21 protein-coding genes are annotated in these 25,882 nt (G+C 45.3%); 16 read left to right on the forward strand and 5 right to left on the reverse strand.

The annotated features are described in order from the left end of the window. Window positions 1-16: 16 nt before the first annotated feature. From H9Q13_RS10995 to H9Q13_RS11005, 3 genes are all read right to left on the reverse strand, one after another. On the reverse strand, window positions 17-1,507 hold the full coding sequence (locus H9Q13_RS10995) for a trypsin-like peptidase domain-containing protein (RefSeq protein ID WP_191183846.1): 1,491 nt from the start codon (window positions 1,505-1,507) through the stop codon (window positions 17-19). A gap of 184 nt (window positions 1,508-1,691) precedes the next feature. After that, entirely contained in the window at window positions 1,692-2,093 is a 402-nt protein-coding gene (locus tag H9Q13_RS11000; RefSeq protein WP_191183847.1) for a DUF983 domain-containing protein, read from the reverse strand. Window positions 2,094-2,191: 98 nt separating this feature from the next. Further along, on the reverse strand, window positions 2,192-2,938 hold the full coding sequence (locus H9Q13_RS11005) for a DUF72 domain-containing protein (protein ID WP_191183848.1): 747 nt from the start codon (window positions 2,936-2,938) through the stop codon (window positions 2,192-2,194). A 185-nt stretch (window positions 2,939-3,123) separates the two neighbouring features. Here H9Q13_RS11005 and H9Q13_RS11010 point away from each other — a divergent pair, with 185 nt between their 5' ends. The 5 genes from H9Q13_RS11010 to H9Q13_RS11030 all read left to right on the forward strand — a co-directional run bounded on the left by H9Q13_RS11010 (window position 3,124) and on the right by H9Q13_RS11030 (window position 8,829). After that, on the forward strand, window positions 3,124-4,545 hold the full coding sequence (locus tag H9Q13_RS11010) for an APC family permease (RefSeq protein ID WP_191183952.1): 1,422 nt from the start codon (window positions 3,124-3,126) through the stop codon (window positions 4,543-4,545). A 188-nt stretch (window positions 4,546-4,733) separates the two neighbouring features. Next, complete coding sequence (locus H9Q13_RS11015; protein ID WP_191183849.1) at window positions 4,734-5,297, forward strand: class I SAM-dependent methyltransferase; 564 nt, start codon at window positions 4,734-4,736, stop codon at window positions 5,295-5,297. 154 nt (window positions 5,298-5,451) lie between these two features. Next, the gene (locus tag H9Q13_RS11020) at window positions 5,452-5,886 is read left to right on the forward strand and encodes a hypothetical protein (RefSeq protein ID WP_191183850.1); all 435 of its coding nucleotides are present in this window, start codon (window positions 5,452-5,454) and stop codon (window positions 5,884-5,886) included. A 170-nt stretch (window positions 5,887-6,056) separates the two neighbouring features. Further along, on the forward strand, window positions 6,057-7,505 hold the full coding sequence (locus H9Q13_RS11025) for a M14 family metallopeptidase (RefSeq protein ID WP_191183851.1): 1,449 nt from the start codon (window positions 6,057-6,059) through the stop codon (window positions 7,503-7,505). A gap of 91 nt (window positions 7,506-7,596) precedes the next feature. Next, window positions 7,597-8,829 (forward strand): nucleoside recognition domain-containing protein, encoded by a 1,233-nt coding sequence (locus H9Q13_RS11030; RefSeq protein ID WP_191183852.1) that lies wholly within the window; start codon window positions 7,597-7,599, stop codon window positions 8,827-8,829. A 79-nt stretch (window positions 8,830-8,908) separates the two neighbouring features. On the opposite strand, the gene H9Q13_RS11035 is transcribed toward H9Q13_RS11030, so the two are convergent. Both H9Q13_RS11035 and H9Q13_RS11040 read right to left on the reverse strand, forming a co-directional pair. Continuing rightward, window positions 8,909-9,364, reverse strand: coding sequence for a YybH family protein (locus H9Q13_RS11035; protein WP_191183853.1), 456 nt, complete (start codon window positions 9,362-9,364; stop codon window positions 8,909-8,911). A gap of 104 nt (window positions 9,365-9,468) precedes the next feature. Further along, entirely contained in the window at window positions 9,469-10,026 is a 558-nt protein-coding gene (locus tag H9Q13_RS11040; protein WP_191183854.1) for a glycine zipper domain-containing protein, read from the reverse strand. A 345-nt stretch (window positions 10,027-10,371) separates the two neighbouring features. Between H9Q13_RS11040 and H9Q13_RS11045 the strand changes: the two genes are divergently transcribed. The 11 genes from H9Q13_RS11045 to H9Q13_RS11095 all read left to right on the forward strand — a co-directional run bounded on the left by H9Q13_RS11045 (window position 10,372) and on the right by H9Q13_RS11095 (window position 25,862). Then, the gene (locus H9Q13_RS11045) at window positions 10,372-11,877 is read left to right on the forward strand and encodes an N-acyl-D-amino-acid deacylase family protein (protein WP_224744229.1); all 1,506 of its coding nucleotides are present in this window, start codon (window positions 10,372-10,374) and stop codon (window positions 11,875-11,877) included. A 520-nt stretch (window positions 11,878-12,397) separates the two neighbouring features. After that, on the forward strand, window positions 12,398-13,198 hold the full coding sequence (locus H9Q13_RS11050) for a polysaccharide biosynthesis/export family protein (protein WP_191183856.1): 801 nt from the start codon (window positions 12,398-12,400) through the stop codon (window positions 13,196-13,198). A gap of 71 nt (window positions 13,199-13,269) precedes the next feature. After that, window positions 13,270-15,546, forward strand: a complete 2,277-nt coding sequence (locus H9Q13_RS11055) for a GumC family protein (RefSeq protein WP_224744230.1) — start codon at window positions 13,270-13,272, stop codon at window positions 15,544-15,546. Window positions 15,547-15,629: 83 nt separating this feature from the next. Beyond that, window positions 15,630-16,727 carry an NAD-dependent epimerase gene (locus H9Q13_RS11060; protein ID WP_317173895.1) on the forward strand — a complete coding sequence of 366 codons (1,098 nt, stop codon included), beginning with the start codon at window positions 15,630-15,632 and terminating at the stop codon, window positions 16,725-16,727. Window positions 16,728-16,869: 142 nt separating this feature from the next. Further along, window positions 16,870-18,423, forward strand: coding sequence for a lipopolysaccharide biosynthesis protein (locus tag H9Q13_RS11065; protein ID WP_224744231.1), 1,554 nt, complete (start codon window positions 16,870-16,872; stop codon window positions 18,421-18,423). A 148-nt stretch (window positions 18,424-18,571) separates the two neighbouring features. After that, a complete protein-coding gene (locus tag H9Q13_RS11070) occupies window positions 18,572-19,696 on the forward strand; it encodes a hypothetical protein (RefSeq protein WP_191183859.1) in 1,125 nt (374 codons plus the stop codon). Window positions 19,697-19,813: 117 nt separating this feature from the next. Next, entirely contained in the window at window positions 19,814-21,244 is a 1,431-nt protein-coding gene (locus tag H9Q13_RS11075) for a hypothetical protein (protein WP_191183860.1), read from the forward strand. Next, the gene (locus tag H9Q13_RS11080; RefSeq protein ID WP_191183861.1) at window positions 21,229-22,011 is read left to right on the forward strand and encodes an ATP-binding protein; all 783 of its coding nucleotides are present in this window, start codon (window positions 21,229-21,231) and stop codon (window positions 22,009-22,011) included. The genes H9Q13_RS11075 and H9Q13_RS11080 overlap by 16 nt, the downstream gene beginning before the upstream one ends. Window positions 22,012-22,022: 11 nt before the next feature. Then, window positions 22,023-23,312 carry an O-antigen ligase family protein gene (locus tag H9Q13_RS11085; protein WP_191183862.1) on the forward strand — a complete coding sequence of 430 codons (1,290 nt, stop codon included), beginning with the start codon at window positions 22,023-22,025 and terminating at the stop codon, window positions 23,310-23,312. Between the two features lie 127 nt (window positions 23,313-23,439). Further along, window positions 23,440-24,555, forward strand: a complete 1,116-nt coding sequence (locus tag H9Q13_RS11090) for a glycosyltransferase family 4 protein (protein ID WP_224744232.1) — start codon at window positions 23,440-23,442, stop codon at window positions 24,553-24,555. 131 nt (window positions 24,556-24,686) lie between these two features. Continuing rightward, window positions 24,687-25,862, forward strand: a complete 1,176-nt coding sequence (locus H9Q13_RS11095; RefSeq protein ID WP_191183863.1) for a glycosyltransferase family 4 protein — start codon at window positions 24,687-24,689, stop codon at window positions 25,860-25,862. Window positions 25,863-25,882: the final 20 nt, after the last annotated feature.

The following is a 25,882-nucleotide window of genomic DNA, read 5'->3' on the forward strand; positions in this document are numbered from 1 at the left end:
AGAGCAAGTTAATCAATTAAGCTCCCAGCGGGAAGTTGAAAACGAATGCTGTTCCGTCGGGTGTAATGCCATCCAGCCGGACCATTCCGCTTCTGGAAGCAGCCAATGCTTTGCTGATATCGGCTAGATTGTTCACCAACCGACCATTTACCCGGGTGATCACGGTGCCCTCAGGTATACCGGCTGAGTCAAAAAAGCCGCCGGGTCGTACTGTCGCCACCTGTACACCTCCGCTCAAATCATAGCGCTTTTTTAAGCGATCGGGCAGTGGAGCAAACGAGGCCCCTAACCTGACCTCAAGCTCTTTTCCGGCGATCTCGCTTTCGCTTTCCCCGGTGCTGCCTTTTAGCTCCACACGCACGCGGCGCTGCTTGCCGTTGCGCAGGTAGGTCAGCTCGACTTTGTCGCCGGGGTAGTGGCGGGCTATTCGCTCCGAAAGCTCTGCAGATGACCCCACCCCCACGCCATCAATCCCCTGGATGATGTCGCCCTCTTGCAAGCCGGCTGCCGCTGCCCCACTCTCTGGCTGAACCCCCATGATGTAAACCCCCTGCACCTCGGCCGGATCAATTCCGCGGGACCTCATGATCTGGTCTTCCACTGCCGGAACCGGGAAAGTCACGCCCAGATACCCCCGTTTCACTTCGCCATATTTCCGGATATCGCTTACCACCTTTTGCATCAGGTTAACAGGTATAGCGAAGCCATACCCGGCATAGCTGCCTGTTTGGGAAGCGATAGCGGTGTTTATGCCGATTAGATGTCCGGAAGTGTTGACAAGCGCACCGCCGCTGTTGCCTGGGTTAATGGCCGCGTCGGTCTGGATGAAGGATTCAATGGCTGTGTTGGCTACCTGCGCCGGATCAGCATAGCCACCTTGCCCCGGGCGATTGAGTATACCGATGCTCCTACCTTTGGCACTGACTATACCTGCCGTTACCGTAGAATTAAGGGACAATGGGTAGCCAACTGCCAGCACCCACTCTCCTACCTGTACACTGTCTGAATCCCCGAGCGGCACGATGGGCAGTTGACTTCCCTCCACTTTGAGCAAGGCCAGGTCGGTGCTGGGGTCGCGGCCGATCAGTCTGGCCTCGTAGCTCCGCTTGTCCGGCAGTACCACTTCTATACCTGTCGTGTTTTCGATTACATGATTGTTGGTTACAATGAAGCCGTCCGGTGAAATAAGCACCCCAGACCCAGCGCCACGGGCCGGTCTGTACTCTTGTGGTAATCCGAAAAGCTCGAAGATGGGATTGCGGCTGGCCGGAGCAGTACCTCCGTAAGTAGTTTTGACGTGCACGACGGCAGGCGTAACGCTGGCGGCAGCCTGCACGAAATCGGGATTTCCCGCTGAGGAGTTAACTGTGGCTTTGGCAGGTATAGCCCCGGAAAAAAAACTACCGGAAACATCGTTGCCCGCTCTGCTATCCACATACCTGTATCCTGCAATAGCGAGTATGGCGGAAAGGAGTGCGATTACAGTAGCAAAGACAGCTTGTTTCATATAGCTTGCCTCTTAAATGGGAGCTTTGAGTCAGCAACAGGCCTGGCTAAGCGCCCGTCAGGTATAGCTAGATAACGCACTGACTTTATGAATGGTTTGGTAACATCGGGATTAGGCTTCAAACAAAACTTGAAGGCCTCCTGCCCCATCTTCATCAATTGTAGAATTGGAGGAGAGTTATACCTTAGTCGTGCGACTTCTTCGGTATGTCGCTGCAAGGCCCTTCGTACCTTACAAAAAAGTTAATCCAGATCACCCGGGAGTACCTGAAAATAAAGGGCAAGAGAAAGATAACAACCGCAGCCACCACCCCTATCATCATGGCCATCGTCAGTTCTTCCACAAACTGGTACAGGATGAACAGGGCCGTTAAAAAAATGGCGACATTGAATCCGAAGCTCACATACATGGCACCATAGTAAAACCCCGGTTCCGGCTCGTAGGGTTGTCCGCAGCAGGGGCAGCTTTTGTGCATTTCGGCAAACCGGGTCGTATACCACGTATTTTTCGGGAACATGTCCCCTTCACGGCACCGGGGGCATCGGGCTGTCAGGATGCTATAGAACAGTGAATTTTTCTGGCTCATAAATTTTCGATTTCAGGACTCCAACTTCACTAGTCAAAGATAGTGATATTTGGATGTTCAAACAGTAGTTTGAGCCGGATTTGTCTGTACTTGCGCCGTCACAGGTTGCTGACCAAGTGGCGTAGTTTGTCCGCATCTGTCACGGCGTTGCCCACGATGGTGTTGTTGAAGAACACCCATACTTCTTTGCCGTCTTCCAGCCAGTCTTTCACCATATAGGCGTAGCGCTCCAGCTTCTCGTCTGAGTAAGCCGACGAATACATCTTTTCGTCGCCATGCAAGCGCAGGTAGGCGGTGTCAGTCGTGGTAACTTCTGTACCCGGAAAGCGCTTGCCGGCACTGGCAATTACGGTGGTGATGTCATATTCCCGGAGCAAGTCCAAGGCATCGTCCGAAAACCAGGAAACATGCCTGGCTTCCAGCGCAAAAACCTGGGCAGGGTATAGCCTCCGCAGGGTTTGGAAGAAATCCGCGGCGATGAGCCGATCGAACCGAAAGCTTGCCGCTATCTGCACCAATACGGGGCCGAGTCGCTCCCCCATCAGCAGGTACCTGGACATGAATTTCTGCAGTGGTTCCTCTATTTCCTGGAATTTCCGTTTGTGCGTGATCTCCTGGTGAAGCTTCGGTGCGAACTTAAAATGCGTTGGCGTCTGCGAGAGCCACTTTTCAATGGTTTTAGCCATCGTGAAGTGATAGAAGCTGCTGTTGATCTCAGTGGCGTTGAAGCGGGTAGCATAGTGGCCGAGGAAGTCTGCCGACTTCAGTTCGGGTGGGTATAGCACCTCCTGCCAGCGGTAACTCCAACCAGAGGTGCCTATATGCAATCGGGATGTATCAATCATCAGTATAAATTAAGTTTCAGGCCTGGGCGACGAATTAGCAACAGGATAATTACGATCAGAAGGAAAACAGATCGCATGTAACGAGCACTTTTAACTAATTTATTTCGCTAAATAGTTGACACTGAACGTACAAATTCTTTCAGGCCGTACCCACTTTGCCTGGCTTCACCTTCAATTTTGAGATCATGGATGAATTGAACCAGGGATTTGGAACCTTGTACACAGAGCAGGAAGGCGTAAAGAGCACTAGTACAGGCCATGAAACCAGAGCGGAGCCTAAACCTGCCCTTAGTTTGTTCGACGCCATCGCCGTGATCGTAGGGGTAGTGGTTGGCGCCGGAATTTTCCGGATCCCCTCAGTGGTGGCCGCCAATGTCGATTCCACCACCATGTTCCTGACCACCTGGGTGCTGGGTGGATTTGTCTCGTTGATCGGGGCGCTTTGCTATGCCGAGCTGACCACCACATTTCCGAATGCCGGCGGCGATTACCATTTCCTGACCAAAGCGTTCGGAAAAAAACTGGCCTTCCTCTTTGCCTGGGCCCGCATGAGCGTGATACAGACGGGTTCTATCGCGCTCCTTTCCTTTATCATCGGCGATTACATGACCCGAATCTATACCTTAGGAGAATTTTCGTCGGCAGCATACGCGGCCTTCGTTGTTGTCTCACTCACAATCATCAACATTGTGGGAGTGAAATTCGGGACTGGCATACAGAAACTGCTCCTATTGCTGGAAGTGTTCGGTATAATGATTGTGCTGGGGGCCGGTTTCTTTTTTGCGCCTGAAAATTCGATAAGCACTACGCCTGCCCTTTCGAACACTTCTAACTCATTGGGGCTGGCCATGGTATTTGTGTTGCTCACTTTCGGGGGATGGAACGAGGCAGCCTATATCTCTGCTGAAATGCGAACAGGGCGTCGGGGTATGGCCATCGCCCTGATTGCCAGTATTATCATTATCACACTCATCTACTTGCTCATCAACCTTGCCTACCTTAACGCATTGGGGCTGAATGGCCTATCAACTTCGGATGCTGTGGCCGGGGACCTGATGCGGGTGACATTCGGAGAGTCCGGGCTAATGCTGATTAGCCTGATTGTGATGGTAGCAGCCCTCACCTCTGCCAATGCCACTATATTCACCGGCGCAAGAACCAACTATGCACTGGGCAGGGATTTTCCGGTGTTCAGTTACCTGGGCAAATGGAACATGCGCACATCGTCACCGGTCAATGCCTTCCTGGTGCAGGGCGTCATCTCCCTGTCACTTATTGGGCTGGCACTTTTTACCCGTAACGGTTTTGAGACCATGGTCGAGTATACAGCCCCCGTCTTTTGGTTTTTCCTGATGATGGTAGGTATAGCGCTGTTCGTGCTGAGGCGAAAAGAGCCCCGGCTCAACCGTCCGTTTCGGGTGCCCCTCTATCCGCTGACGCCCTTGGTCTTTTGCCTGACCAGTGCTTACCTCCTCTACTCCAGCCTGGTGTATACCGGCCTGGGCGCGATTGTGGGCGTCGGTGTGCTGGCAGTGGGTGCAGTCCTGTTGCTGGCTTTGCCCGCCATAGAGCGGCACCTGAACCCTAATGCAAAGCCGCTTCAATAAAGTCACAGCGGTTTTAACTTAAAATTAGCCCGATCCGTAAAAATATGACCGCCCTTTTCAACCAGGCTCGCCCGCCTATACCTGCCAGAACCACACAAACCGGAGACTGACAGGCGATCGCCACAAATGCCCCCGCACCAGTGAACTCACAACTAACTTCAACTTATTTTTAACCAAAAGGAAAGAAGATGAGAACAATAAGACATTCACTTAGCACCTTGTTGATGGCGCTTTGCGCTACTTTCGCATTGGCCCAGACCACCACAGCCCCCAGACTGGATGTACCCTACGTCCCTACGCCGCAGCCGGTGGTAGACGCCATGCTCAAACTGGCCAACGTAACCGAAAAGGATGTTTTATATGACCTGGGCTGTGGAGACGGACGCATTGTGATTACAGCGGCCAAGCAATACGGAGCCAACGCGACCGGATTCGACATAAATCCAGAGCGCATTGCAGAAGCGAACGCCAACGCCAAGGAAGCCAAGGTGACTGACAAAGTAAGGTTTGTGGAGGGCAATCTGTTTGAGGTGGACTACAGGCCGGCATCCGTGGTAACGCTATACCTGCTGCCGACAATTAACATGAAACTGCGTCCCATGCTTTTAGAACAGCTCAAGCCAGGCACCCGCATCGTTTCCCATGCCTTTGATATGGGCGATTGGGAACCCGACGAAACCATGGTGATTGATGGCTCTACAATTTATCTCTGGACTGTACCTGAGAAAAAGGAAAAAGCAAACGACCGATAAGTCCTTGTGAAGGATGATAAACAAAACCCCGTACCAGTCTGGGACGGGGTTTTGTCGTGCCTATCCCTACCTGATCGTCTAAAACCGCCTATATTCAGCTATTTTGATTTATTAATTTATATCTTTACAGCTGACACTAACCCTTATCACAGAAATGTACACAGGACTACAGCATTTACACTCTTACATGACCTATCTGGTGCTTTTAGGTCTGTTGATCAGCCTGGTAGGCGCACTGAGCGGCATGTCCGGCAACAAGCCTTTCACGGAAAAAAACAGAAAAATGAGCCTTCTCGGCCTGATTCCGGCACACCTGCAATGGGTAATCGGTGTAATTCTGTACTTTGTTTCTCCGCTAGGTATGGCCAATGTTTCCGGCGCTGCCATGAAAGACTCTATTTCAAGACTTTACATCCTGGAGCACCCACTAACCATGATTATCGCCGTTGTACTGATCACGGTGGGTTATGCCCGTGCAAAGCGCCTGCAGGACAACAAAAAACGTTTCAACAGCATCCTCATATTCTACGGTCTGGCATTGGCACTCATCCTGATCCGTATTCCTTGGAATGCATGGCCAGGTAACTAAGCCGCAGTATAACTTCAGGTATAGCGACACAGTTATACTCGAATTGCCTCCCCCTACAGGTATAGCCCTGAAGCGGGAGGCAATTCTTTTTACTGGATTTAGTACCTTTAGCATGACGATCGGTTCAGACTATTGCAGCCGGTCAATACAAGAAATCAGACGCAGCAGACATGAGCACATCCATTTCCTATAGCGAAGCCAACCCATCCATCAAGCAAGTAGCCGAGCAGGTATATACCCGGCACAATATCTATAAAGAGCCGGCTTTGCAGCACCGTCGATTCAGGCACCGCCATATTGTGCCCCTGCTGGAGCAGCTCCGCGAGCACACCCTGTTTGAAGTGGATGTGGTGGGCAAGTCAGCGGAAGGGCGTGATATCTACCTGGTGAAAGCAGGTACAGGCAAAACAAAAGTCATGCTTTGGTCGCAAATGCATGGGGATGAACCCACCGCTACGATGGCCCTGTTCGATCTTTTCAATTTTCTGCGCCAATCCGATGAGCTGGATGCTGTTCGGAACCAGATTCTGGAAAACACCACCCTGTACTTCGTTCCCATGCTAAATCCGGATGGAGCCGAAATGTATACTCGCCGCAACGCCTTGGGTATAGACCTGAATCGGGATGCCCTGCGACTGCAAAGCCCGGAAGCTGTGCTACTGAAGCATCTGCGCGACACACTGGAGCCTGCGTTCGGCTTTAATCTGCATGACCAGAGCCGTTACTATACCGCTGGCTATACCTCCCGGCCGGCCACCATCTCTTTCCTGGCCCCGGCCTATGACCACGCCCGGACCGTGAACGAGGTTCGTGACAGGGCCATGCGCACCATTGCAGGCATGCATGAAGCGTTGCAGTCATTTATACCCGGTCAGGTGGCCAAGTTTTCGGATGAGCATGAGCCCCGCGCTTTTGGTGATAACATCCAGAAATGGGGAACCAGCGTGATCTTGGTAGAGTCCGGTGGGCAACATAACGACCAGGAGAAGCAGCATATACGTCAGCTGAATTTCACCTCTATCATATCAGCCCTGCACCTGATTGGCAACAAGGCCTATACTGCTTATGAACTCGAGCAGTACCACCGTATACCTGAAAACCAGCGCAACCTGTTCGACCTGGTGGTGCGAAATGTGTGCTATCAGGAAAATGGCCAGGACACGCTGCTAGACATCGGCATTAACAGACTGGAGGTAGAGTCACCAAACCCGATTGGCTTTTATCACAGCAGTGTGGTGGAAGAGCTCGGCGACATGAGTGTTTTTCACGGGTATGAGCAATTGGATGCCGAAGGCCTCATACTTATACCTGGCAAGGTATACGGGACGGTACTTGACAGCCTCCAGGAACTTACGCCCGAGCTTTCTGAAAAATTATTATCTAATGGCTATACGACTGTTCGGGTGGCATCCCTGCCAGGAGTGCTGCCTGACCCCACCTCGCTACCACTCAACGTGACTGGTTTGGAAAGTTTGGTTGACCATCAACTCAGACTGGACAATGGCGCCAATTTCATCTTGCAGGATTTAGAGGGCAAAGCAAAGTATGCCATCCTGAATGGTTTCTTGTATGATTTGCAGGGTAAAAAACCGGCACTTTTCCACGGGCTCCTGCATTAATCCTGCCTATATTAAATTTCTACTTTATAAGAACCTGGTTTTTGGAATCAGTTTGTATCTTACAGACTGATTCCTGACCAACCTTTACTTCATGGTATTAAATTATCTGTGGGCGGCCTTTTTCCTGATCGCCTTTTTCATTGCTTTGTTTCAGCTCATCGTGTTCCGCGATGTCGAGATCTTTCAAAAGCTAGTGACCAGCACCTTCGATAACGCCAAGCTTGGCTTCGAAATCTCCCTTGGCCTGACTGGGGTGATGACCTTATGGCTGGGTTTGATGAAGGTAGGTGAACGCGGCGGCATCATCGCAATTTTCTCCAGGCTGGTGGCCCCGTTTTTTAACAGACTCTTTCCGGAGATTCCGAAAAACCACCCGGTATTTGGTTCTATTCTGATGAACTTCTCTGCTAACATGCTGGGACTGGACAATGCCGCCACCCCGCTCGGCCTCAAAGCCATGAAGGAAATGCAGGAACTCAACCCGATCAAAGAACGGGCGTCCAATGCCCAGATCATGTTCTTGGTGCTCAACACCTCCGGCCTGACGATCATACCTGTCAGCATCATGGTGTTTCGGGCACAATTGGGTGCAGCCGATCCTTCTGATATATTTATACCTATCCTGCTGGCTACCTTCTTTTCGACGATGGTAGGCCTGATTGCGGTCGCGCTATACCAACGCATCAACTTGTTCAACCCGGTTATACTAGCATATATTGGTACACTCCTATTACTGATAGTCGGACTTATCTACTACTTCAGCACCATCACCCAGGAAGAAGTCAGTGTCATTTCGCAGGTGGCCAGTAATGTCATTCTCTTTTCGATTATTGTGTCCTTTGTGGGGCTTGCGCTTGTCAGAAAGGTGAATGTGTACGAAGCTTTCATTGAAGGAGCCAAAGAGGGTTTTTCGGTTGCCATCACCATCATACCTTACCTGGTAGCCATTCTGGTAGCTATTGGGGTTTTCCGCACTTCCGGAGCGTTGGATATGATCGTAGACAGCATAGGTTACCTTATTGCGCTCACAGGCGTGAACACAGATTTCGTACCCGCACTGCCGGTTGCCTTTATGAAGCCTTTGAGCGGCAGCGGCGCACGCGGCTTGATGGTAGAGGCCATGAACACCTACGGCGTGGACTCATTTGTCGGACGTATGGCCTCGGCTTTCCAGGGTTCAACCGAGACGACCTTTTATATCCTGGCCGTATACTTCGGTTCTGTAGGTATAAAACGTTCGAGGTATGCCCTCACCTGCGGTCTGTTGGCCGATTTGGCAGGCGCTATTGCAGCGATATTCATAGCCTATCTGTTCTTCCATTAAAACCTAATTTTATATAAACGCAAAAGAGGCTGCCCATAACAGGCAGCCTCTTTTGCGTTTATATAAAATTATTATAGCATTAGTTTCGGGCTACTACCGGATGTCCTTCCAGCTGAGCGTAACTGAGTTTCCAGTTACCATCCTCCCCTTTTTTCCAAAGGAGCATATAATTACCTTCACCTAGGCCACGCGGCTCGTTCGGGCTTCCTGGCAGTACATCCACCGAGAAGGTACCGGCTTCATAGGCTATGCTATTATCAGTACCGGTGCTTACGGCATAAGTCTTTAAATCCGCAATAGTACCCATGGTTTCTCTCACCCACTTGTCTGACACTTCCGCTTTTCCTCTGTATACCACCTCCCCTTGCAGGAAATGAACATCATCAGCCAACATACCTGTGACCTTGCTTTCATCTCGGGCATTCCAGGCGCTTATAAACTCGTTATTTAACTCCTTAATGTCTACCGATTGCTTAGGATCCGAGCAGGAAGCCAGAAAGAATACTGCGAACAATGTATAAAGTATCGTTTTCATGATTTCTGATTTTAGTTGTTTATACCTGACAGCGTACGATATTTTCTAAGGGATGGTGCTCCTCCCCACCTATATAGGTGGAGAAGAGATCCCTTGATTGACGCTTACCAGCTCTTTCTTCTATACTCAGAGGTATGGTAAGGTTTTGTGCTATCACCGTAGTCCAGGTTAGGCAAGTACGATGCATATACCAACTGAGGATTTGGTCCATTATTCGATGCATACATCATAGCCAATGAATTGGCAGCCGTTTCCTCTGCCTGGGTTGCAGCCAGTACACCGGTCTGACGTGCAGCCGCAGGCTTAGCCGAAGGAGTTGACTTCTTGGCTACTGCCGCTCTATTCGCTGCTGCCCTGTTAGCGGCTGCTCTCTGGGCTGCGGCTACGCGTGCTGCCTCGGCCTCACGTTCCTTTTGCTTATTATCTATGTGCTTACCAATGCCATAACCAACTGCGCCACCGGCAACGCCACCAACAACGCCACCCACTACTCGGTTGCGCTTATGAATAATAGCACCTGCAGCGGCACCAGTACCAGCACCAATTACAGCGCCTTTTGCTTGTGGGCTCCAGCCAGTTCTTTTCTCCTGCGCCTCAGCCGATCCGCCTGCAGCAACTGAAACCATCAGTGCCAGGCCCATTATAAAGCTTACCTTTTTCATAACTTTCAATTTTAGGAAGAAACATTAAACTCTTTCTGGTGGAGTATTTACAATATGCGTGCCAGTACAATCCTGGAGCGTCATTAAAAGCGCTTTTAATAGACTCATTTTATTAGCCCTCAATTAATTAATCAAGTTTAACTAATTGATTTAAAGTAAATTAAATAAAACCAGACACAGATTTAAATTTTTTATACATACCCTTAAAAAAATTCACAAACCGAAACATATGGTCAGAAAGTTCTAATTAAAAATGCAGCAATATTGCTTTCACGGAAGAATAAATTATCTTTAAATATGGAGATATCTTGGAGATCTGTATCATACACCTTGACGTTGGGCTTAATGCTTATAGCCGGGAGTGCATGCCAACGCGTAGCACAGCATAGTATAACGTATAACCTGCTGATCAGGGGAGCCTCGGTTGTGGATGGGACAGGTAAATCTTCGTTTGTGGCCAATGTGTTGCTTCTAGGGGACTCGATCGCTGTGATCAACCGGGACACCTCGGCGACCTATTCTGCCAAGAGAACGATCGATGCTAAAGGCCTATACCTGACTCCAGGCTTTATAGATACACACGCGCACGGCGATCCGTTGGAAACGCCGGAGTTCCGCAATTTCCTATCGATGGGGGTGACCACGATCAGCCTTGGCCAAGATGGCTTTAGCCCGGAGCGAGAAGACCTTAAGGGATGGATGGCAGAGGTATCGGAAAAAAGACCGGCAGTGAACATTGCCATTTTTGTCGGCCACAACACCCTTCGCATGCAGTCAGGTATACGCTACGATTCCATTCCATCGGAACAAGGTATGGCGACCATGGAAAAACTGCTGACCAACGCTCTGGAGGCTGGCTGCTTCGGCATGACCACCGGCCTGGAGTATAACCCCGGCTACTATTCAGACAGTGCCGAGCTGAACAGGTTGGCTAAAATCGTAGGCTCCAAGGGTGGGCTGATCATGAGCCATATGCGAAACGAGGATGATAATAAAGTAGAACAATCCATTCGGGAACTGCTTGCGCAGGGCAAATACTGCCCCGTGCATATCTCTCACCTCAAAGTGGTTTATGGCAAAGGAGAAAACCGGGCGAAGGAGATACTCGCCTTGCTCGACAGCGCCAGAACGCAAGGTATAGAGGTAACAGCAGACATTTATCCGTACACCGCCAGCTACACAGGTATAGCCATCCTGTTTCCGGACTGGGCCAAAAAACCATACGATTACCAAGAGGTATTAAAATCCAGACGAGCTGAGCTAGCCACCTTCCTCAAAAATAAAATCATCCAGCGAAACGGTCCTGAGGCGACTCTCATAGGTTCTGGCCCCCATAAAGGCAAAACACTCGGGCAGGTGGCAAAGGACCTGAACAAACCATTTGAACTAGCCCTCATGGAAGATATCGGGCCTTATGGTGCTGATGGTGCCTATTTTATTATGGATGAGGCCCTACAGGAGACTTTTTTGAAGAACGACCATGTGATGGTTTGTACAGATGGCAGCCCCACCATGCGCCACCCCAGAAGCTATGGTACCTTCGCCCGAATAATCGAGACCTATGTGATGGGAAAAAGCTTAATCTCGTTTGAAGAAGCCATACACAAGATGACTGGTCTGCCTGCCCGCACGATCGGGCTGCCTGACCGTGGGCTTATTCAGGTAGGTCACAAGGCAGATCTTCTTCTTTTCAGACCCGAAAAGGTTAAGGAGAAGGCTACTTATGAAAACCCCCATCAGGAAGCCACAGGGTTTGATTATATCCTCGTAAATGGGAAGGTTGTGGCAGAGCAACAACAGGAGATATTTAACAGAGCCGGTAGAGTTTTGAAGAAGAAGCAGATCAATTGACATTCATCAATTAAAATTTCATTTCATCCATTGAGCGCCTTGTAGGTTATTGCCTGGAGCAACGGTACTTTAATGTATAAGATCTAATCCTTATAAAAGGAAGCAGTAATTGTTTATTATACCTCTCATAACGTAGCCTTGTCCAACACCCACAGGTATAAATTGGCTTACAATGTCTACCCGCCCATTTCTTAGGCTGGCTTTTTTTCATTTCAATTGCCCCACTAATCCTTTGCGTCCTATCATTTCTGATTGCAAATAAGCAGTTACTCATCAGGAATAACTATACCCATATCACTATATCATAAAATTAAATATTAGTCAGAATTAATATAATATCCATTAGAATTTATATTCAATTTAAGACTTATCGATAAAAAGGTGCAAAAAAATCTTTTAAAAGTAACTTAGGCTACCAAGCCCTCGTATTGTAACCAAACACTATTTTGTTTAATTTTTCCAATCAGGCACAAGATAACTTAATAGAATACTTAATTCATAACCCTTACCCTTGGTCTATATGAATATGAAACCCTTACCAGTAGCCTTTATGCTTGTTTTAGTTATTTCCCAAGCTGTACTATTTTCTTGCACAGGTACTAAAAACGCTGTCTACTTCAACAATATTCAAAGCACCGAAATTAAGGGCAGTTTAGAAAATTTGGAGCCGGTAATTCAGACCAACGATTTATTGAGCATCTATGTGAATAGCATGAACCCGTCTGCATCCGAACTTTTCAATGTATCCAACCCCAGCAATTCCAGAATCTCTAATGCAGCCGCAACCAGTACAGTATCTCCGGTGATTGGATACCTGGTCGATCAGGACGGCTTTGTTCAGCTGCCGTTTTTAGGGAAGGTACAGGCTGCCGGCCTTACAAAAAAAGAATTCCAGGAGCATGTCAGGCGTGAATTAGTTAATAAAAAGCTACTCATCGATCCCATTGTGGATGTGCGATACCTGAACTACAAGGTTTCAATTTTGGGCGAAGTCGCACGCCCTTCTGTCCTGACTATTCCCAGCGAGAAAGTAACATTGCTGGAAGCGCTGGGCTTGGCGGGCGACTTAACCATTTACGCCAGCCGTAACAACATCCTGCTGATCAGGGAGGAAGAAGGAAAAAAGAAGCTGGTTCGAATTGATTTGACCTCCGATGAGATATTCACTTCGCCCTATTATTACTTAAAATCAAACGACATCATTTATGTCGAGCCTAATAACACCAAAATCCAAAGTGTAAGTCCCGCCAGGCAATGGCTACCCGTTGTTTTTAGTGGGTTGACAGTCATTGTCATTGCAATTGACCGGTTAACAAGATAGATTATAACATTCCATCAATTCTTATGAGTCATAATACAACTAGCTCTGAAGACAGCTTTATTTCATCTATAATGCATAAATATTTGCCTTACTGGCCCTTATTTATTGTGTTGCTGCTACTCTCCTTGATGGGAGGATGGGCCTACCTAACCTATTATGCTACTCCTCAATACGAAGTGACTGCTTCGCTCATGATTAAGGATGAGGAAAAAGGAGTAAGTGGTTCCAAGATAACCGAATCGATCGATGCCTTCACAGCAAATAAAACCATAGAAAACGAAATCAGTGTACTGCAATCGCGGGCATTAATGCTCAATGTAGTCAAAGCACTGAAACTGTACGCTCCCCTCCATGAAGAAGGAAAGTTTAAGTCTGTATCAGCGTATACTTCCTCACCTGTAATAGTGGAAATCAAAAATCCGGATAAAATCACAGATGTTCCTAAAATAAGCTTCGTCTATGATGAAACCAGAAAGGTCGTCATTATAGGTCCCGATGATTATCCGCTTGACAAATGGACTTCATCCCCCTATGGAAAGATAAGATTCTCTGCAAACCCGAACAAAGAGAGAGAGGCTGTTTACCCTCTGTCTTTCTCCTTGCTAAATCCCACTACCGTAGCAAATGGCCTGTTAGCCAGAGTAAGGATACAAGCCTCCAGCAAATTCTCCTCTGTTGTTAACATGAACGTGAAAGATTCTGTACCCCAAAGAGGTGAAGACATCCTAAATGAAATTATCAGTGCCTACAGGCAAATAGCTGTCAGCGAGCGAAACAGGCTAGCAGCAAACACGCTTGAGTTTGTGGAAGAGCGAATAAAATCCGTAGTGGATGAGTTGAACGCTTTGGAAAACGAAGTGGTGGAGTTCAGATCCACAAAGGGTGGCGTAAACCTAAGCGAACAAGGGCGGCTATACCTGGAGAACGTAAGGGACAATGACCGTAAAGTGTCTGAGATCACCACTCAGTTAGCTGTTTTAGACAAGGTAGAAGCCTATGTTACTTCCAAAAATAATGCGGCGAGCTTTGTTCCATCCACGCTAGGTATAAACGACCAGGCGCTCACTCACCTGCTGCAAAACCTGTATGATTCAGAGATTGAATACCAAAAGCTAAAGCACACCACTGCCCAGAATAATCCTGTGCTCATCTCGGTCATCAATGAGATCGAAAACATCAGGCCCAGAATATTAGAAAATATCCGGAACCAGAAAACCAACCTACTGGCCAGTCGAGCGAACCTGACCGCTACCAACAATACCTATAATTCAGTCTTGCAATCCATCCCAGAGAAGGAAAGGGAGCTGATGGAACTTAACAGGCAACAAACTGTGAAAAACAATGCCTATAACTTTCTCCTGCAAAAGCGTGAGGAAACGGTGCTTTCCTACGCCCCTACTGTAGAAGAGAGCAAAGTCATTGACATGGCGGGCTCTTCGTCCGATCCGATCAGCCCTCAGCCCATGTACATTTACCTTTTGGCTATTATGGGGGCATTTGGCGTCGGCATTGCGTTTGTGGCAGGCAAGGAACTGCTTAACAGCAAACTTTTATTCAGGGCTGAAATTAGCGAATACACCAACGCTCCTATTGTAGCAGAACTCACTTATATCAAGCCACAGGAAACGGGCACATTTCATATTCCAACAGAGGCCACCGTTATCGAGCAATTCAGGCAGTTGAGGGCGACCCTAGGCTTGTATGGTCGCACCTTCACCAAGAAGAAGATTTTGGTTACATCCAGCATTCCGGGTGAGGGGAAAAGTTACGTCAGCTCTAACCTGGCCTGGAGCCTTGCATCTTCTGGAAAGAAAGTCGCTTTGCTTGATTTCGATCTTCGAAACCCCAACACATCCTCACAGTTTGGTCTCTACAAGCAGGAAGGGATCATTGAGTACCTGAACACGGACGCACCGCTCGAAAACATAATAAAGGACACCGAATTTGGCAACCTCAGCATCTTGCCTGCCGGCAACGATATTGGGGATCATACTGAGCTACTGCTCAACGGCAAATTAGAATACCTATTCGCTTACTTGGAGGAGACTTTTGATTACTTGATCATAGACACCCCTCCCATCGATTTGGTTTCGGACGCTTATCTGTTATCAGAATACTCCGATATCTCCTTGCTTGTGATGAGACACGCCTATACGCCTAAGAGTCTGGTGCAACGATTACGAACAGACAATAAAATTCAATCACTGAACAATGCTGCCATCATCTTCAATGCTGTCAAACCCAGGGGTTTTGTTAATGGACGCTATGGATACGGCTATGGCTATGGCTATGAGTATAAATACACGGATAAGGCATATCGAAAAGGCGGTGCGACTGCCAAGGCGTAAGACGCAGGCCCCTTTATGATCAACCGGCAATAATTAAGTCGATTGATTGTCTTTATTCAATTAACCAATAATTACATATGCGCATGAAGGTTTTAGTTACAGGTACAGCAGGATTTGTAGGGTTTCATTTAGCGGAGAAACTGCTTAGCAGAGGCGATGAAGTAGTAGGCGTAGACAATATAAATGATTATTACGACATCAGATTGAAATTGGACCGCCTGGCTGAAAGTGGTATACCGGAGGATCTGATTGACTGGAACAAGGAAGTCACCAGCTATAAGCACTCCAGGTATAGATTCATAAAAATGAACCTGGAAGATAAAAGTGCCTTGATGTCGCTTTGCCAAAAGGAAAAGTTCGATGTGATCATGCACTTAGCCGCCCAAGCAGGGGTTCGCTACTCCATCACGAATCCTGATGCCTACGCCCAGTCCAATCTCATAAGTTTTCTAAATATTTTGGAGGCCGGTCGGCACAACAAGATTAAGCACCTGGTGTATGCCAGCTCGTCGAGTGTGTATGGCTTGAACGAGACCATGCCATTTGCTGTCAAGCATAATGTAGACCACCCTGTGTCGCTGTACGCCGCCAGTAAAAAGGCAAACGAGCTTATGGCCCATACCTACAGCCACCTCTACAGAATTCCCACATCCGGATTGCGCTTTTTCACGGTTTATGGTCCGTGGGGGCGACCTGACATGGCATACTTCCTGTTTGCAGAAGCCATCTCCAATAAAAAACCTATCTCGGTTTTCAATCACGGCAAAATGAAAAGGGACTTCACCTATATCGATGATATTGTGAATGGCATTGTCAATGTAATGGATAAGCCGGCTGAGCCGTGTGCAGGGTGGAACAGCAAAAACCCGGATCCTTCTCGCTCAACCGCCCCATACTGTATCTACAACATCGGCAACAACACACCGGTAAGTCTAATGAGCTTTATCCACGAAATTGAGAAGTGCCTAGGACAAAAAGCTATTCTGGAAATGAAAGACATGCAACCTGGGGATGTTACCGCTACTTGGGCCAATGTGGACGACCTTATCAATAATTTCAATTATAGACCCAATACTACTATTCAATTCGGCCTGAGAAGCTTTATCGATTGGTATAAGAGTTATTATTCGATGAGGGGTATGATGGAAACCGGTATGGAACAACATCGGTACAGCGCCTAGTCATCGCACCATCCGTGAACTGCCCGTTTTGGTCTTCTCGATCAGGCTTCTTTTGTGTTTTCTAGGTTTCGTGTCAGTTTACGGTAACATCACAGAGGAAGAACATTCCCATTATCTACGAATAAATTAAGCCTACATACCCTTGAGCGAAAACGTAGTCAAAATACCGACCGCCCCTAAGCAGGAAAACTTAAAGCAACGCGCCTACCTCAATTCTATTACCAGTATAATAGACTACGCAGGAGCGCAAATCACCGGTTTTATAGTGAGCCCCTTCATTGTCAATGGCTTGGGAAGCTCTATGTACGGTATCTGGCAAATGCTTAGCCAAATGACAGGCTACGCAGGTATGGCAGACACCAGAGCAACTCAGGTTCTGAAGTGGTCCATAGCCAACAAAAGGGATGTCGCCAGCGACGAAGAGCTAAAAAGTGATGTTACCACGGCACTGGTTGTCACGGTGCTTATTTTACCACTCGTACTGATAGTTGGCGGTATCATTGTCTGGTACGCCCCATTCATCACACAGGCTGACCCGGCCCATTACGATTTGATACGGATTGCCTGCTCATTGTTGGTGACATCTCTGGTAATAAACAAAGTCTTCAACCTCTTTGAATCGGTGCTGCGGGGCATGAACCTTGGCTTTAAGCGGATGGGGTTCAGAGCCGGGATTGTTGCACTGGCTGGTGGGTTAAAAGTGTTCGCTATTACACAGGGCTACGGCTTAATCGGGTTATCGAGCATAGAAGTTATTACTGCCTTGATCACTGGGGCGACATTTTACTACATCGTAAAACAGAACATTGGCTGGTTTGGCTTTGGAAGCACTAACTTAAAAAGCGTGGTTTCTTACGGCAAGTTAAGTGGGTGGTTTATGGCTTTTACCGGCTCCAAGATGTTCCTCCTAAGCAGCGACAAGATTATTCTCGGTTACCTGGTAGGGCCAGTGTTTGTTACTAAATATGCCATCACCATGTTTACATCCTATGCTTTGCAAGGCTTGATTAACGCCATTGTGAACGGCATAATTCCGGGTATTGGCAGCCTATTCGGAAAACAGGAATTTGACAAGGTGCATAAAGCCAGGCGCATCATCCTGTCCCTGAATTGGCTACTCGCATCAAGCCTGGGGTTTACTATTTTGCTCTTAAACCGATCGTTTATCAGTCTATGGGTAGGAGAAGAACACTATGCGGGCACGTTTGAGAACTTGCTCATCATATTCGTTTCCATTCAGGTGGTGTTCTTCCAAATTGACAGCATCATCATAAACGTAACCCTCGATATGAGGAAGAAGGTTTTATTCTCTTCTCTTGCCTCCATGTTAACTATTGTGCTGGCATGGTTCCTTGTCGAGAAGTACTTCATTGTAGGATTGTGCTTTAGTATTTTGGTAGGCAGGTTTGTTTTAACAATAGGCTATCCTTTGATTCTGAAAGAAAGCATGAAAGATAAATCAAGTGTATTTGTAAGACATAAAATACAACCGGTTGTCGTTTGTGCCCTGTTTTTTTTAACCGCAGCCTACTTAAGTCAATCGATCGATATCAACAGCTGGATCTACCTGATAGTGGTTGGTGCCATTTCAGTGCTTTCCACCGGACTATTGTTTTGGTTTCTGGGCCTCGTGCCTAAAAACAGAGCGGAGGCCTGGGAAGCAATTTCTGCTATTAAACTATTTAAAAAGGATTAATCACGAAGCAAATTACCAGCTTCATGTCACGCTCCAATTATATGATTCGAAATTTTTGATCATGCATACTGGTATTGGCCATCTCAATCAGATTATTTGATACAGTTGTAGTAAATCAAAAGCTGTCTGTCTACAAAATATAATCACTATGAAAAAGAATAAAATTTACGTCATACATTCTAATTCAAAAATTGAATCGCTGTATACGCTTTTTCCATTGATTATTTCAAAATACAGCTCCTTTCTAGAATTCATGCATTTGGACTCTAAAGAGGTGATGCAAATAGAGGGAGAATGTGTCATTCTGGTGCGCGCCTTCAAAGGAAATCAATCATTCAAAGATGATGTCGAAAAAAAAAGAGACTTCATCAAAAGCTTTAAAAAGAGATTTGATAGGGTGATTATGCTGGATGATGGTGCCGGCAGTGATAGTTTGCATTATGAATACATGGATTTGGTTGATCTGTACTACAAGGGCAAATTGTTAATCAATAAGGAGAATTACCTCAAACCCATGTATGGGAGTCAACTTTTTACGGATTATTATAATACAAATTTTGGTGTAACAGATGAAAAGATCAAAATAAGATCAGCGCCTTCTGACCCTACCGTACTAAATAAACTGAGGGTATCTTGGAATCTAGGTTGTGGGGTGTATCCAATGCCGAATCAAAATATCATAAAGATTGCGAGGGGGTTTACTACATACAATTTCCCCAAATTACTGAAGCCTTGGTACCAATTCAATTACAATAAAATGATTAATGAATTGAATAAACCCATTAATTATGCAAGCAAACTAAAATTGGTGCATGCCAGGTTCGGGTACAAAGGACTGCCTAACACCATTGCCTACCAAAGACAGCTCTTGTTAAACAAATGCAAAATAAATAAAAAAGTCATATCCGGAAAAATAAACCAAAAAGCCTATAATGCTGAGATCAAAGGTGTTGCTTCCGTTCTTAGTCCATTTGGGTGGGGAGAAGTGTGCTTTCGTGATTTCGAAGCAGTATTGAATGGTGCTTTACTTATAAAACCCAATATGGACATGTTGGAAACCTGGCCTAATATATATCTGAGTTCCAAAACTTATCTCCCCATTGATTGGAATGGCGAGAACCTGCTGGAGACGATTGAATCCGTTACCGACAGCTTGGGGACCTATTATGATATTGTAGAAACCGCTAGAGAAGAGTATAAAAATAGCTTACTGAGTATAGATGCCAAAGTTCAAAGCTTTCTACAGGAGGCATCAAAGCTGACAATATTTTAAGATCGGGTCTGCGGTCCGAAACTGCTTAGCTTTTGGACGATGTAGTTGGTTCGAAATTCAGGTAATCAACACAATTTACCCCAGGGGGATTGGATATCCATATTTAATTGAATTCTTATGCAAGAGTACGCCATTTCAAAGGAATCTGTGAGACTGCTGGAGGAACTCAAAAACGCTAACATATCGTTTGCGCATTGGAAGAGTAACAGTCACCTGTTGAAGTCATTGGCTGGAAAGACTGACCTGGACATTCTGATCAAACCTGAAAATCGTTCAAGATTTGAATCGAGTATGCAAGACTTAGGCTACAAGAGGCTGGTGAGCCAGCCCTGGAGCACTTACCCGAATGTGGATGATTGGATAGGGCTAGATCAAGAGACAGGTTGCCTACTGCACTTACATACGCATTACGCATTGGTAACCGGCATTCAACATGTCAAGCATCTATACCTGCCTTGGTTAGACATATTTTTTGACCACGTTGTAACAGATGAGAAAACCGGATGGCCTATACCTAAGCCAGAGCTGGAAGCGATCATTTTGTTTGTGAGGATATGGGCTAAAATGCCCCCTGCCGAAAGAATCAAAAGCGTTCCCTCCATTCCCCCCTACATCAAAGAGGAACTGATAACCCTACTTCGAAAATCTTCCTTCGAAGATTTTGAGAGTTTGTGTGCTGAGCTTAAACTCAAAACCCCCAATAATTTTAAAGCAACCTATACCTCCATATTAACCGATCAGGACTCCGGTTCAATTCTTAAAGTTGCTCAGGCTTTTTATGAGCAGCTGACACCATTCTTTCGGCTACCTTGGTCGCTGTCCCTTCTTAGATCCTCTTACTTTAAGTTGAATATCAAAGCCCAAAAAAAATCAATAAGGTTTTTTGGCCCCAGAAGACTTGGCAAGACATTGCAGGGTGGTGGAAAAGTAATTGCGTTGATAGGCAGCGATGGCTCCGGAAAAAGCACTTTAAGCCACGATCTTCTGGAGTGGCTCACCTACAAAATAGACACGCACTATTTTTATATGGGCAAAAACCCCCATATCCGGAGTTATAAAAAAACGGTGCTTTCCAAATCTGGTCTGCTGTTTTCCGACAACAGATTTTCCAAGTTCATGAGACGGAAGCTTGGCAAGCTTTACCATATTTTTCTCATCAAGGAAAAATTAAGCGCCTTGCGTAAAGCAAAAAAAATGAGTTTGGCGGGTAGCGTTATTATTTGCGATCGCTTCCCTCAGAAAACGATTTCAGGCATTAACGACGGGCCTGGTCTCCAGCAGCAAGGCGACAATTGGTGGGCAAAATCGGAAATGAGCCTTTTTTATAAAGTTGCTGAAGTAGAACCGGATATTGTGATCAGGTTACAGGTGTCTCCGGAAGTGGCGGCTGCCAGAAAACCGGAACATGATAGTGAAAGCATCCGAAAAAAATGCAGCATAATCGATCAGATAACTTTTGAGAATACAACAGTCATCAACATAGACGCTAATAAGCCTTATGATCAAGTTCTTTCTAATGTGAAGCAGGAGATTTGGAAGATACTATGACTTTACCAAACGCCACAAATAGAATCATTGAGATAATAGGACCACCGGGAGTTGGAAAATCAACGCTCTACAAAATGCTTTGTGAAAGCTGGCAGCCTGATCAAACCTGGATATACCAAGACGCACTATTGGCATCCCCAAAGCCCAGCATAAGTAACTTCACCAAATGGGTTGAGTTTAATTACCGCATCTTGACTAAGAAAAAAAGAGCTAAAAGTATTCCAGTTGATTTCGGTTTGCGTTTCATAAATACCCACTCACAATTTGCTGACTTGTGTTGGCGTATCTTAAACAACAAATCCAGTCGCATAAATGGGCACTTAGACCAACGTTATAGATCTGCCTATTTTCTGTTTGCAGATTTCTGCAGATACCAGGCAATAAAGGAAAAAATGAATGGGAGGTATTGCGTGATTGACGAGGGTTTTCTTCAGAAATCATTTCTGGTGAAAGACCAGGTTTCAGATTTTTCTGAACTGCTGGAAGACTACCTATCCCTTGCTCCTCTCCCCCACGCCACCATTTACATAGAAGCTACTGATGAATTAATAATAAAAGAGCGGCTTAGGATTAGAGATAAAGTAATAGCTTCTCATCTGGGCAAAAGTGATCACGAACTATTGGAAGATATAAGCAACTGGAAGTTCACGCTCGATTTAATCACAAATAAATTGATAGAGCAGGATACCTTGGTCTTTCGGGTAGACGGCACCAAGAAATTGGAAGACAATGTGCAGCGTATACTCAAATTCCTTAACGAATTATAAACAGTACGATCATGAACCTTTTTTTCCTTACCGTTGAATTATTTACGTTTGTTTTCGCTATTTATGTCCTGCTCTACAAGAAAGAGTTGGCCATTGTTTATGTTCCAGTCTTTATCTTTTCTAGGGTTGTTGCTACTCCCATAGCACCCGCATCGGCATATTATGCCATGATATCTCTTTTCATTATCTATTTCATTTACAATAATCCAACCTTTTTCAAGGAAAACATCTTCTCGCTTTTACTTATCGTTCTTTACAGTATTCTGCTTACTCGATCAACCGATCTGGAAACAATCAGACCCGGCTTGTTTTCTGTTATATGGCTTTTTCTTACAATACCGCTTATCCATTCTATTTATAAAAAATTCTCGAGGGATGAAGTATTGGAAGAATTAGCCTTTTCGGCTTTTATAATTTTGGCGCTTTTTATACTTAACGTGCTCGTGTCCTCATTCTATGGATATTCACCCAAGTTGATGTATGGCATAAGCTCAGGTATATTATTCGGCAACCTATATGCCACGGACTTCAACATACTGGCTTTTGCTCTTTTTATTATCTTGTTATATGTGATCAACCAAAAGAAGCCAATTTATTTCCTGGCATTTATTGTCTCCCTTGCCTTTATCATGCTTTCTTTCCGGCGCTCTGTCATGGGCATGAGTTTGTTAGGTATAGCAGTTATACTTTTCATCTTCATGTTTAAGAAGAATATAAAAAACTTGGTATTATTTGGGGGACTAACAGCTGTAATCAGCTTCGTGGTACTATTAAATACAAATTTTTTGGATGTGTTTATCGAAAGATATGAGCAACGAAAACTGGCAGAGCGGGAGTTAAGCGAGGAGACCCGGTTTCTTGAGTATGACATTATTTACCAGGATCTGTTCGTTTATAACGATTATAATCCATGGTTTGGATATGAATTGCTAAACAGTGGTGGGAATTATGGCAAAGGTATTTTAGACGAGAGAACGCTGCATTCAGACCTCACCAGTATTGTCCATTCAACAGGTATAATAGGTCTATTATTGTATCTGTTAATGGTGTTTACCTCCTTCAAACAGGCATTTCGTTATGCAAGAAGCGGATCAGATAATTTGATCATATTATATTGTGCAGCTGCTTTCGTTGTGTATACCATTACAGGCCGCTACACCAGTTCCGAAAGCATGATGTTCCTTTTTATGATACTGGCACTGCCGCTCACCCAAAAAGATGAACCTTCCAGCACAATTCTTTCTCAAGAGGAATATCCGGCTTTAGCACCTAACTACTTTAGAAAACTAGCCTTGAAATAATCTATATTGCAAATTTTGTCCAATTAATTATAACCAAACACCTATAAATTTGCGTAAATAATTAAAGTAAATATTACTTCAGTACATTTAGTTCTGTTTTCATCATCCTATACTTTAATCCCCCATAATGATGGCCAAATTTTTATTTTATGATGATAAGATTATAAATATACTATTACAGGACGAGAAACCATCTGGCGGCGCTGCTATACAGGCCTATGGTTGGATCAGAGGCCTTTTGGCTGCAGGCCACGAGGTATACCTTATGACAGAGCCAGTCGACCGGGAACTGATCAAGAAAGACTGCCAGGACATTAAAATCATACCTGATTACAATCCATCGAAAGGTATACGTTGGATCAGATGGGTTTATTACCGCTTACCCTTTATCTACGGGGCGCTTAAAAAGCACAAACCGGACTACATCTACAAAGGCATACCCAGCTGGCACTCTTTTTTACTGGGTGTCATCTGTCACATACTTAATATTAAATTCATTCAGCGAGTTTCGAATGACTTTTTGATAGATGATCGCTTTTTTCTAAAATACTCTAAATCCCACAGGCTATTCCAGGATTTTGGCTTCAAACTATCGGACTACATACTTTGCCAAAATGATTATCAATTAAAATTGATCGCCAAGAAATTTCCAGATAAAACAAATCTTAAAATTTCTAATCCTATTATATTAAAGTCATCGACGGATTTGAACTCAATCGGCTCAAGGTCATACATTGCGTGGTTAGGCTTGTTTCAGTACCAAAAGAATCTTAAACTCCTATATCAAATTGCCTCTTTAATGCACAACGAGCAATTTGTAGTTGCAGGTAAAGCTATCCCCAAGATTGATGAGGAAACGCTCTATTATCTCAACGAGCTACAAGAGTTGCCAAACGTAAAACTCATCGGTTTCTTAACGCGCCAGCAAGTACTCCCCTTTTTAGCTGATGCTAAGTTTTTGCTGAATACGTCACATTATGAAGGTTTCAGCAATACCTTTCTTGAAGCAATGGCTGTTGGCACTCCTATTCTTTCAAGCGATCTGGTCAATCCTGATTCGATAATTACAAAGAACAATTTAGGTATAGTCTACAAAGACGCACACGATTTACATACTCAGTACTGCTCACTACAGGCTGATGACTACCAGATCATGTCGTCTAATGCTTATAAACATGTATTCCAAAATCATGATTACAGGCAGTTGACCCAAGACTTGACTAATATTCTGAATGTAAATTAAGAAGCAGTTTGTATGGGTCGGAAAAGTGTAGCGCTATTAATCTACTCACTTTCCAAAGAAGACAACCGTTTCTGATTACTTAATCCTGTGGCTTTTGGGTGATTATTTTAAGCATATAATAGATAGGGATAATGCTGAACAAGAATAAAATTCGCGTACTTTTTTTTATAGGTAGTTTACGTTCAGGCGGAAAAGAAAGAAGACTGGTAGAGCTTTTGACTTATTTAAGCAACAGTGGCCGTTATGAGATATTTGTAGTCTTAACCTTAAGCGAAATCCATTACAACCAATTTCTGAATTTAAATATTCCTTATAAGATAATTCAAAAACGATGGCGCAAATACGACATCACGGTTATACCTGAATTTTATCGAATAACTAAAAAATTCAGACCTGATTTGATTCATACCTGGGGTAGAAACCAGACATTCTATGCACTACCGTCCTCTATCAGGCTTAAAATTCCAATAGTCAATAGCCAGATCACCTCTGCTCCTCCTAAGCTGAACAAACTGTCTGTAAACAGTTTGATAGACCGGTTGAATTTCAGATACTCCAAGATCATCTTATCTAATTCGGAAGCGGGCATTAAAGCCTATACCCCTCCACTCGAGAAATCGAAAGTGATTTACAATGGAATTAACCTGGATAGATTCAGCAATTTGCCTAACCCCACAAACATTAGGGCTAAATATAAAATCGAGACACCTTATGCAGTTGTGATGGTGGCATCGATCTCACCAAATAAAGACTACAGGTTATTCTCCGAAGTTGCCCGCTACGTGACCAGCAAAAGAGATGATATAAGCTTTATCGGAGTAGGTTGGTATATCCGAGATGACTCTGAATACAATAGACTGATCGAGCTGACCAAAAGTAACCCGAAGTTTATAATCCCCGGAAATATCAATGATGTGGAAGCACTGGTCAATGCCTGCACCATCGGGGTTTTGTTTTCTAACAAGACCATACATGGAGAGGGCATATCTAATGCAATTATGGAGTACATGGCGCTTTCTAAACCGGTGATAGCAAATGATGCTGGTGGCACAAGGGAGATTGTCCACAACAACAAAAACGGGTACTTGATAGATCGCATTACAGTACCAGAACTGGGAAATATAGTAATTGAGTTGGTCGATGATGAGGTGAAGCGGAATTCATTCGGAAAGGCAAGCGAAACTATCATTCAAAACTCTTTCACCCTAGAGAAAATGGGAAAAGCATTTGAAAAAGCTTATGAGGAAGTTCTTGAATTAAAGCAGTTTAAACAAAAAAAGCCAACCCAATTGATGGAGATTTATTAAGATGGTATCTAAAAGCGCTC

Source organism: Pontibacter aquaedesilientis, assembly GCF_014773225.1.
Taxonomy (GTDB): domain Bacteria; phylum Bacteroidota; class Bacteroidia; order Cytophagales; family Hymenobacteraceae; genus Pontibacter; species Pontibacter aquaedesilientis.

What these genes read in the sequence shown, in the direction of transcription:
- H9Q13_RS11030 (WP_191183852.1), top strand. Translation starts at nt 7,597, where the DNA reads ATGGTATTAAATTATCTGTGGGCGGCCTTTTTCCTGATCGCCTTTTTC.
- H9Q13_RS10995 (WP_191183846.1), bottom strand. Translation starts at nt 1,507, where the DNA reads ATGAAACAAGCTGTCTTTGCTACTGTAATCGCACTCCTTTCCGCCATA.
- H9Q13_RS11085 (WP_191183862.1), top strand. Translation starts at nt 22,023, where the DNA reads ATGAACCTTTTTTTCCTTACCGTTGAATTATTTACGTTTGTTTTCGCT.
- H9Q13_RS11020 (WP_191183850.1), top strand. Translation starts at nt 5,452, where the DNA reads ATGTACACAGGACTACAGCATTTACACTCTTACATGACCTATCTGGTG.
- H9Q13_RS11090 (WP_224744232.1), top strand. Translation starts at nt 23,440, where the DNA reads ATGATGGCCAAATTTTTATTTTATGATGATAAGATTATAAATATACTA.
- H9Q13_RS11055 (WP_224744230.1), top strand. Translation starts at nt 13,270, where the DNA reads ATGCATAAATATTTGCCTTACTGGCCCTTATTTATTGTGTTGCTGCTA.
- H9Q13_RS11050 (WP_191183856.1), top strand. Translation starts at nt 12,398, where the DNA reads ATGAATATGAAACCCTTACCAGTAGCCTTTATGCTTGTTTTAGTTATT.
- H9Q13_RS11095 (WP_191183863.1), top strand. Translation starts at nt 24,687, where the DNA reads ATGCTGAACAAGAATAAAATTCGCGTACTTTTTTTTATAGGTAGTTTA.
- H9Q13_RS11040 (WP_191183854.1), bottom strand. Translation starts at nt 10,026, where the DNA reads ATGAAAAAGGTAAGCTTTATAATGGGCCTGGCACTGATGGTTTCAGTT.
- H9Q13_RS11045 (WP_224744229.1), top strand. Translation starts at nt 10,372, where the DNA reads ATGCTTATAGCCGGGAGTGCATGCCAACGCGTAGCACAGCATAGTATA.
- H9Q13_RS11025 (WP_191183851.1), top strand. Translation starts at nt 6,057, where the DNA reads ATGAGCACATCCATTTCCTATAGCGAAGCCAACCCATCCATCAAGCAA.
- H9Q13_RS11015 (WP_191183849.1), top strand. Translation starts at nt 4,734, where the DNA reads ATGAGAACAATAAGACATTCACTTAGCACCTTGTTGATGGCGCTTTGC.
- H9Q13_RS11000 (WP_191183847.1), bottom strand. Translation starts at nt 2,093, where the DNA reads ATGAGCCAGAAAAATTCACTGTTCTATAGCATCCTGACAGCCCGATGC.
- H9Q13_RS11070 (WP_191183859.1), top strand. Translation starts at nt 18,572, where the DNA reads ATGAAAAAGAATAAAATTTACGTCATACATTCTAATTCAAAAATTGAA.
- H9Q13_RS11010 (WP_191183952.1), top strand. Translation starts at nt 3,124, where the DNA reads ATGGATGAATTGAACCAGGGATTTGGAACCTTGTACACAGAGCAGGAA.
- H9Q13_RS11035 (WP_191183853.1), bottom strand. Translation starts at nt 9,364, where the DNA reads ATGAAAACGATACTTTATACATTGTTCGCAGTATTCTTTCTGGCTTCC.
- H9Q13_RS11005 (WP_191183848.1), bottom strand. Translation starts at nt 2,938, where the DNA reads ATGATTGATACATCCCGATTGCATATAGGCACCTCTGGTTGGAGTTAC.
- H9Q13_RS11075 (WP_191183860.1), top strand. Translation starts at nt 19,814, where the DNA reads ATGCAAGAGTACGCCATTTCAAAGGAATCTGTGAGACTGCTGGAGGAA.
- H9Q13_RS11060 (WP_317173895.1), top strand. Translation starts at nt 15,630, where the DNA reads ATGAAGGTTTTAGTTACAGGTACAGCAGGATTTGTAGGGTTTCATTTA.